This is a genomic window from uncultured Cetobacterium sp. (assembly GCF_947038635.1).
Classification (GTDB): domain Bacteria; phylum Fusobacteriota; class Fusobacteriia; order Fusobacteriales; family Fusobacteriaceae; genus Cetobacterium_A.
In genome coordinates this window covers 1-9,214 of record NZ_CAMQXC010000087.1, presented here as the reverse complement: position 1 = coordinate 9,214, position 9,214 = coordinate 1, and the positions used below count along the sequence as shown (strand labels likewise).

Annotated in this window: 6 protein-coding genes; 5 read left to right on the top strand and 1 reads right to left on the bottom strand. The window is 25.8% G+C overall.

Annotated features, from left to right (window positions below; all coding sequences use genetic code 11):
- The first annotated feature begins 103 nt into the window (after window positions 1-103).
- The 4 genes from Q0V08_RS08580 (at window position 104) to Q0V08_RS08565 (ending at window position 6,823) form a co-directional block, all read left to right on the top strand.
- Window positions 104-2,926, top strand: coding sequence for a DUF3427 domain-containing protein (locus Q0V08_RS08580; RefSeq protein WP_297433927.1), 2,823 nt, complete (start codon window positions 104-106; stop codon window positions 2,924-2,926).
- Window positions 2,927-3,022: 96 nt separating this feature from the next.
- Window positions 3,023-3,850, top strand: coding sequence for an Mrp/NBP35 family ATP-binding protein (locus Q0V08_RS08575; protein ID WP_297433925.1), 828 nt, complete (start codon window positions 3,023-3,025; stop codon window positions 3,848-3,850).
- A gap of 153 nt (window positions 3,851-4,003) precedes the next feature.
- Window positions 4,004-5,392, top strand: a complete 1,389-nt coding sequence (locus tag Q0V08_RS08570; protein ID WP_297433924.1) for a hypothetical protein — start codon at window positions 4,004-4,006, stop codon at window positions 5,390-5,392.
- Between the two features lie 30 nt (window positions 5,393-5,422).
- A complete protein-coding gene (locus tag Q0V08_RS08565; RefSeq protein ID WP_297433922.1) occupies window positions 5,423-6,823 on the top strand; it encodes a helix-turn-helix domain-containing protein in 1,401 nt (466 codons plus the stop codon).
- 25 nt (window positions 6,824-6,848) lie between these two features.
- Here Q0V08_RS08565 and Q0V08_RS08560 read toward each other — a convergent pair whose 3' ends face one another.
- Complete coding sequence (locus Q0V08_RS08560) at window positions 6,849-7,655, bottom strand: hypothetical protein (RefSeq protein ID WP_297433920.1); 807 nt, start codon at window positions 7,653-7,655, stop codon at window positions 6,849-6,851.
- A gap of 166 nt (window positions 7,656-7,821) precedes the next feature.
- Between Q0V08_RS08560 and Q0V08_RS08555 the strand changes: the two genes are divergently transcribed.
- On the top strand, window positions 7,822-8,967 hold the full coding sequence (locus Q0V08_RS08555; RefSeq protein ID WP_297433918.1) for a cyclically-permuted mutarotase family protein: 1,146 nt from the start codon (window positions 7,822-7,824) through the stop codon (window positions 8,965-8,967).
- Window positions 8,968-9,214: the final 247 nt, after the last annotated feature.

Here is a 9,214-nt window from a genome sequence, read left to right as displayed (position 1 = left end):
ATATAAATTAATGAGCGACTAAACTTTTGAAGTTTAGTCGTTTTTATATATAAAAATTATGTTATAATATACTATACAAATTAAATGTAATAAAAGGTGAGATATGGAAAAATACTTAGTAGAAAGTTTAAAAACGAGCTCAATTAACTTTGGAATAGAGTCAAAAAGTGAATACCAACATAAACTTTTATCAAATAGAGAGAGAAAAATAGTTACAGATATAAGAAAAGAGCTTGAAAATTGTGATGAATTTATAATTTCAGTAGCTTTTATAACAGAGGGAGGAATCTCCTTAATACTAGAGCAGTTAAAAGTTTTAGAAGATAGAGGAGTAAAAGGAAAGATTTTAACAGGAGATTACCTAAATTTTACTCAACCAAAAGCTTTAAAAAAACTACTTTCATATAATAATATAGAAGTAAAACTTTTAAGTAATGAAAAATTTCATGCTAAAGGTTATTTTTTTAGAAAAAATGATATATGGACACTAATAGTAGGAAGTAGTAATTTAACTCAAACAGCACTAACTGTAAATTTTGAATGGAATTTAAAAATAAGCTCTTTAGAAAAGGGAAAAATTGCTAGTGAGGCACTAGATGAGTTTAATAAAACTTTTAATAAACTTTCTAAGTTAACTTTAGATATAGTTAAAGAGTATGAAGAGATATATAATCTTAATAAAAAGCTATTAAACCTTCAAAAAGAAAGAGCTATAAAAAATATAGAAATTGAGCCTAACTTAATGCAAGTAGAGGCTTTAAAAGCTTTTAAGAGCTTAAGAGAGAGCAAAGATAAAGGTTTATTAATAAGTGCTACAGGAACGGGGAAAACATACTTAAGCGCTTTTGATGTAAAAGCAGCAAATCCTAAAAAAGTTCTATTTTTAGCCCATAGAAAAACAATACTTGAGAAATCTAAAAAAAGTTTTGAACTTATAATAAAGGATAAAAAGATGTGCATATATGGTGAAGATATCTTAATAGATAAGGATGTAGTTTTTGCAATGGTTCAAACTTTAAGTAAAGATAAGCATTTAGAACTATTTTCAAAAGAGGAGTTTGATTATATAGTAGTAGATGAAGTACATCATAGTGGTGCAAAGAGTTACCAAAAGATATTAAATTATTTTAAACCTAAATTTTTATTAGGAATGACTGCAACTCCAGAGAGAAGTGATGATTTTGATATATATGGATTATTTGATCATAATATAGCTTATGAGATTAGACTTCATGATGCTTTAAAAGAAAAACTTCTATGTCCATTTCACTATTTTGGAGTTTCAGATATATCTATAGATGGAAAAGAGATTGATGAGAAAACATCAATAAAAAGCCTAGTATTAGATGAAAGAGTTAATCACATAATAGATAAAAGTAGGTACTATGGTTATAGTGGAGATAAACTACATGGACTTATTTTTGCCTCAAAAGTAGAGGAAGCTATAGCTTTAGCAGAAAAGCTAAGTGAAAGAGGTATAAGAAGTAAGGCGCTAAGTGGGAAAAGTATTGATTTAGAAAGAGAAGCAACTATAGAGAGCTTAGAAAATGGTGAGATTGAGTACATAGTAACAGTGGATATATTTAATGAGGGTGTTGATATTCCATGTGTAAATCAAGTTATTTTTTTAAGGCCAACAGAGTCTTCAATAGTGTATATTCAGCAGTTAGGAAGAGGTCTTAGAAGAAGTGATAATAAAGAGTATGTAGTAATATTAGACTTTATAGGAAACTATGAGAAAAACTTTTTAATACCTACTGCTATATCTCAAAATAACAGTTTTGATAGAGATTTTATGAAACAGTTTTTAATAAATGGAACAAATATGATTCCAGGGGAAAGTAGTATAACTTTTGAAAATATTGTAAAAGAAAGAATTTTTGAAAATATAAATAAGACAAACTTTTCAACTAAAAAGAATATAGAGCATGACTTTAATCTTTTAGAAAAGCAGTTAGGAAGAATACCACTACTTAACGATTTCTTTAAAAGAGATATGATAGAACCTAGTGTTATACTAAAGTTTAGAAAAGATTATGATGAGATTTTAAAAGTCTTAAGACCTAAACTTTCTTTAGGAACACTGTCAAAACTTGAAAAAAATTATCTGATATTTTTATCAAGTATTTTTACTCCAAGTAAGAGAGTTCATGAAATGGTTATTCTAAAAGAGTTACTATTAAATAAGGATATCACCACAGAGGATATAGAGAGAATTTTAGAAAAAGATTACCTTTTAGTAGAGCAGAGAGAAAATATTGAAAATGCTATGAAACATCTATCTAAAAATATTTTTACAAGCTTATCTACAATAAAGGAGTTTGAGCCTTTAGCTGAATTAGGAGAAAAGTATAGCTTAAAAAAGAGATTTAAAGAGAGCTATGAAAAAAATAGTTATTTTAAAATGTTAATAGATGATTTAATTGAGTATAATTTAAACTATGTCTTAAAAAATTATAAACAAAAGGAGAAAGAAACTATATTAAGATATAAGGAGTATACAAAACAACAGGCGTTTTGGAATTTAAATTTGGATTTTAACAATGGTTATCAAGTAAGTGGGTATACAATATTTGAAGAGCAAAAAAAGGTAATAATATTTATAACTTTAGATGATTCTTTGCCATTTGTAGCGTATGATAATGTATTTTATGATGAGCAACGATTTACGTGGTTTTCTAAAAGCAATAGATGTATAAGTAGAAATGGAGTTTTAACAGGAGAGGGAAAAATAGCAAATAACTACTATATAATCGAGGCATTTTTAAAGAAAAAATCAGGAGAGAACTTCTTCTATTTAGGAGAGGTTGAAAGTGTTTTAAGTGCTCAAGAAAAGTTAGGGAAAAAAGGAGAGCCTTTAGTAGAGTATGAGTTAAAATTAAAGTATGAAATCGAACAAAATCTATTTAACTATTTTAATTTATAAAATGAAATTGACAAATGAATTAAACTATACTAAAATGTGCATATATGAGAAAATATAATTTTTCTTAATTTCTGTACTGAAAAGGAGGACATAAATATGTCAAGTTGTAATTCATGCCCATCAAAAGGGTCGTGCTCAAAAGAATCTACAAGTTGCGGAATAGTTAATAATCCTGCAAATAAAATAAAAAAAGTAATTGGTGTTATGAGTGGAAAGGGTGGAGTTGGAAAATCAACAGTTTCAACTTTATTAGTGAAGCAATTAGCAGCACAAGGATATAAAGTTGGTATAATGGATGCAGATATAACAGGACCAAGTATACCAAGACTACTTGGATTAAGTGGTGAAAGAGCAGGTGGTAAAGGAGATGATATCTATCCAGTAGTAACAAAGGATGGAATAAAAGTAATCTCTTTAAACTTCTTAGTAGAAAATGAAAATGATCCAGTACTATGGAGAGGTCCAATTATTGGAAGAGCTGTTAAACAGTTTTGGGAAAATGTTATCTGGGGTGAGCTTGATTATTTAATTATAGATATGCCACCAGGAACAGGAGATGTAGCTCTTACAGTGATGCAATCAATACCTTTAAATGGAATAGTGATGGTTTCAGTGCCACAGGATATGATATCTATGATAGTTGCAAAAGCTGTAAAAATGGCAAAACAGATGAATGTAGATGTAATTGGAGTAGTTCAAAATATGAGTTATGTAGTTTGTCCAGGTTGCGAAACTAAGATAAAACTATTTAATGGAGAGTCTACAGGAGAGTTTTTAAGTGAAAATGGGTTAGATCTACTAGGAGAACTACCAATGATTTCAAGTATTTGTAATCTATCTGTAGAGGGGTATGATAAGAATAAAGATGAGATAAATACCATTTTTAATCCAATAACTGAGAATATATTAAAAAAAATAAAATAAAATTTTTAAAGGTCTAATAAATAGACCTTTTTTTTTGCAAAATATCTTGAAAAAATGGGCTATATAGAAGTTTTTGTATTATAAATATTTAAATTTTTCATATATTTTTTTAATGATAAATGTGTTAAAATTTACCTTCGGGAGGTGATTTATTTGAATTCTACAAATGTAGGAATATTGAATTTGCTATATCATGGACGTTTTTCTCAAAATGATTTAGCGTTATATTTAGATGTGGATAGTAAAACTTTGGTTAAAAATATATCTCAATTAAATGGTACTTTAAAGGATTTAGATTTAAATTTGATAGAGCTAAAAACAGGAAAGTATCAATTAGAACTAGAAAATGACCAGTGGAGGTATATTTTAAATAGTAAAGAGTTTATGAGTTCAGAGGATATTATAGATTATCTATATATAAAATTTATATTTAAAGGTTTTATAAATTTAGAAGCAGAAAAAAATGAGTTTCAAATATCAAGAAGTTCTATAAATAGATATTTTTTAGTAGTAAAAAATATGTTAGGAGAGAATGGAAGTATTTATAGATATGAAAATGCAAAAGGATTAAGATTGATAAGTCTATCTCATGAAGAGAAAAATTTATTTTGTAAAAAACTTATAAAAATATTTGTAAAATGTGATTTTACAATATCTCCATTAACAATTTATTACAATCTTTTTAAAGATTCTCAAGTTAATGAACTTTCAGAAAAGCTTTATAAAATATTTACATTTTCAGATGTAGCATCAACTAAATTTATTATAGCGTTCTCTTTAGCTTTAAAAATTTGTGTGGATACTTTTGAAGGGTTTAAATTTGCTGATGAATATAATAATTTGGAACAATATATTGAGATAAAAAAAATAGTTGAAGAAGAGTTAAAAAATTACTCATCAAACTATAGGAAACAAATTTTCTCATTTTTATTAAATTTAAAAAATAAAGAAAACTTTTTTGAACAGGGAATAATAGAAAGAGCGAAGCTATTAATGAGTGAATTAAAAAAACAATTAAATATTGAAAATATTGAAAAAGGATTTAAAGAATTGCTATTGAAAAAGCTTTATATGTCTCTGTTTAAATATGAAAATAATATTTTAAAGGTGTACTCTTCTAAACTTAATAATGATGATAAAAGATTATTAAAGATACTTGATGAAACTCTAATAAAAACAGGACTTAAGATATATTTTTATGATAAAATTATTATTTTAAGTGTATTAAAAAAAATAATAATAGAAAAAAATAGAAAAGAAATAAGTAATATCTTACTTCTTTTTAATGAGATAATACTACCACATGATCTATATTTAAAAGAGAATTTACAAAAGCAAATACCGCATATAAATATAGATATTATGCCATTATTTCATTTGAAATTTAATTATTCAAAATGTATTAATAGTTATGATTTGATATTAAGTGATGAGACAAATCAAGATTCAAATGTTGAAAGAATTTCATCTTTTAATTATTTGAGAGTTTTAGAAAAAATAGATAAAAAAGCAATAGAAAGAGGATTAAATAGTTTAGTTTAATTACTTAGGTATAAATGAAGAGGTGAAGTTATGAATGTAACATCAATACACTTTAAAATTATGTATTGTTTAAGAAGAAATATCTATTCGATTAGTGAAATAGCACAGATTTTAAATATTTCTGAATTTAAAGCAAAAAGGTATATAAAAGATTTAGAATACTTATTTGAAGAGGAAACCGTAGAAAACATTCATAATAAAATTAATAAGGTACCTAAAATAATAGAAAAGCTAAGAAAAGATCAGAGTCTTACTCCTGAAGAAAGACAGATGTATGTAATTTTAAAATTTTTAGAAACAGATATAATAAATTTAAGTCAAATTTGCGAAGAGGTTGGTGTAACAAGAAGAACTTTAACAAATGATTTAAATAATTTAAAGGAGATTTTGGAAAAATTTCATTTAGAGATAAAAAATCTTACTAGATATGGGATTATTTTAGAGGGAAAAGAAAGTGATAAAAGAGGATTTTTTAATCTATATTTAATAAAAATATTTATAGAGAAAAAATATTTACCAAAAATATTTGATAAAATTTTTAATAAGTTTAAAAACTTAAAAGAGGAGTATGAAATTCATAAAGTTCTAAAAGAGATCTTTGTTTTTACAAATATTAAAGATAGTACTTTTGTTTATTTAGATTTAGAAATAAAATCGTATATAGCTATACTTCGAAAAAAGTATCAAGATTCTAGTACAGATATAAAGTCAATAGAAAGTGAAATCCATAAAGATTTTATAATTTTTTTAAAAAAACTAGATATTTATACGAATTTTGAAATAAATTTAATAATAGAGATTTCTAAAAAAAAATATAGAGGGAATTTACAAAAAATATATCCTCAAAAAACTAATGAAGCAAAGAAGTTAATTAAGTATATTAGTGAAAATATGAAGACCGATATTAAAATTACAAAAGAACTTTTATTAAGGATTATGCTAATCACAATAGTGAGAGATTATAAAAGAGAGTTTAATATAAACGAGTTTTATATATTTAATAATGCTATTGGAAAAGCTTATATTCTTCCATATAAAAAAATAACAGAATTACTAAAAAATTATTTTCAAGAGTTAGATAGTTTTGATTTAGCTAATTTAACTATGACTTTTTTAAGTAATATCTATTTAGATACTCAAAAAAAGATTGGACAAACTGAAGATATAACAATAGTTTACCATTTTTTACATAAGGATATGATAAAAGATCTCTGTGAAGATATTGGTCTTAAAAAAGATTTGCAAAAGTATAAGTTGGTTTTGCTTTTTGATTTAGAGGAATATTTAAAGAAAAATAATCCAAAAGTTATTATAACCTTTGAGGATATAGATTTTTCAGGTTATAACATTGAAGATAGATTAGTTGAATTTAATTTTCCAATTACTAAATATGATAAACTAAAATTAAAACCATTTCTTGAAAATGTATAAAAGGTTAATCATAAAGATTAGCCTTTTATATTTTTTGTATATATTGAAATTCATCTGATTTAGAGTCTTTCAAATTGAGATTGTTCATAAGAGCTTCAATAAAAACATCACCAAATATATATTTTAAAATAGAGTAATATGATATTATAAAGGGTTTATAATCTTCAAATTTAAATCCAATAGGATTCTCTCTTCTAAAATATGGAGAGGTAGATTTATCAATATCCATACATGGAAAATCAGAGTCATTCATTGCTAAATAGTTGTTCTTTTTAGTTGGAACAAAAATATAAAGAGTATCATCATCTTGGATAATCTCTAAAGGATATATAGAACACCAAAGAGGTTTGGTATCAATAATCTCTTCTAAAGAGAAGTTTTGATCAATACATATTTTATGAATAGCACAAAGATGTCTATCAATATGAACACATGAACAAGTACATCTATCAAAAGTTGTATTTACGTGCTCCTCTGGAATAAGCATTTTATCCTTTTTTATTGATGAAACTATCTCACTTTCCATTAATCCCTCAGCTTTTAATATGGAAACAGCCTTAGTTAAACTTTCATACTCTTTTAAATTATCAATAATAACTTTTCTAGATTTTTTATTAAATTCATATGGGAATTGTACGCAACAGTTAGTTAAACAGTTGAAACAATCAAAGTTTGTTAAATGAAGAAAGCTTTCAATATCAACAATGGCTTTGTACTCTTTGTTTTTTAAAAAAACAACAGTTTCAATAGTTTTTATACCTTCAAAATATTTTTTTATTCTAATTTTGTTCTTTTCAGAAATTATAAAATCTTTATGTAAAAAATAGTTCATTAAACTCTCCTAAAATCTTATTAAAATTTTTAAATACTATCTTAAATTATAGTATAAAAATATAAAAAAACCAAGATAAATATAAAAATCACTTTTAAAAAAATTTGACAAAATAAAAGTGATAAAGTATATAAAATAATTGAAACTAATAACAAGGAGGGGTATTATGAAAAAAATCATATTAGGTTTATCATTGGCAACTTTAATATTAACGGGATGCTCTGGAACTACAACAAAAACTAGTGGAAACACAGATGTAGCTTGGAGATATATTAAAGATCTACCAGTTCCAAAAGGTTATGAGGTACAAAAAGGGGTAGCTGGACCTTTAGCTGGAAACATAGGTGACTATGTAGTTGTAGCTGGTGGAGCAAACTTTCCACACAAATCAGTTCTTGAAGGTGGACCAAAGGTAGTTTATTCAGATCTGTATTTAATGAAAAAAGTGAAAAATGGTTTAGAGGTAGTTAGACATACTCAACTGCCAAAAGAGCTTGGATATGGAACTGCAATATCTACAGATAAAGGTATCTATTATGTTGGTGGAACATATCAAACAGGAGTATCAAATGAGATTTTATTAATAACTTTAAATGCTGATAAAACAGATGTTGTAGTTAAAACAGTAGGAGCTTTACCATTTAATTATCATAGTGGTGTTGCAGTACTACGTGGGGATGAAATATATATTGTAACTGGAAAACAGGATGGGAAAGATAGTAAGAATTTTTATAAATATAATTTAGCAACTGGAAAAACAACAGGTTTAAAAATGTTCCCGGGAACAGAAAGAAGTCAACCAGTTGGTCAAATTTTAAATAATGGTTCAGAGGATCTTTTATATGTATTTGGTGGAGGAACAGGTGTAGCGTTTACAGATGGTTATGCATATAGTTTTGCTAAAGATACATGGGTAAAAGTAAAAGATGTAGAGTTAAAAAATAAAGGAATATCTCTTTTAGGTGCTAACTCTGTAAAATTAAATAATAGTGAGATGTTAGTAATCGGTGGATTTAATAAAGATATTTGGGATGATGCAAATCTTAAATTAGGATCTTTAAAAGGTAAGGAGTTAGATAAGTATAAGCATAACTATTTCACTATGGATCCACAAGATTTCAATTGGAATAAAGAGATGTTAGTGTATGATGCAGCTAATAACACTTGGAAATCAATAGGTCAAGTGCCATTTATGGCTCCATGTGGAGAGGGTCTTGTAAAAATAGGAGATACAATCTACTCAATAAATGGAGAGATAAAACCCGGTGTTAGAAGTGAAAGAATATATCAAGGTACTATAATAAAAGACTAAAGAAAAATAGACAAAAGTTAAGAAAAATATAAAAAATAATCAAATAACGAACATAACTTAACCAGTTAAAAGTTCGACAAAATAGGACGTTTAAGATATAATTCAATTACTGAACTTTTAATGCTCATCAATTTTCTCTCAAATTGATGAAAAAATTTTCTAATTTAAAAATAAGCAGGTACATTCCCAGTACCTGCTTATTTATTTTTTAATATTTTATTAATAAAAAACAGGAAAAAATAACAAT

Excerpts from the sequence above, each read along its gene's own strand:
- Q0V08_RS08580 (WP_297433927.1), top strand. The coding sequence starts at position 104 with ATGGAAAAATACTTAGTAGAAAGTTTAAAAACGAGCTCAATTAACTTT.
- Q0V08_RS08575 (WP_297433925.1), top strand. The coding sequence starts at position 3,023 with ATGTCAAGTTGTAATTCATGCCCATCAAAAGGGTCGTGCTCAAAAGAA.
- Q0V08_RS08565 (WP_297433922.1), top strand. The coding sequence starts at position 5,423 with ATGAATGTAACATCAATACACTTTAAAATTATGTATTGTTTAAGAAGA.
- Q0V08_RS08560 (WP_297433920.1), bottom strand. The coding sequence starts at position 7,655 with ATGAACTATTTTTTACATAAAGATTTTATAATTTCTGAAAAGAACAAA.
- Q0V08_RS08555 (WP_297433918.1), top strand. The coding sequence starts at position 7,822 with ATGAAAAAAATCATATTAGGTTTATCATTGGCAACTTTAATATTAACG.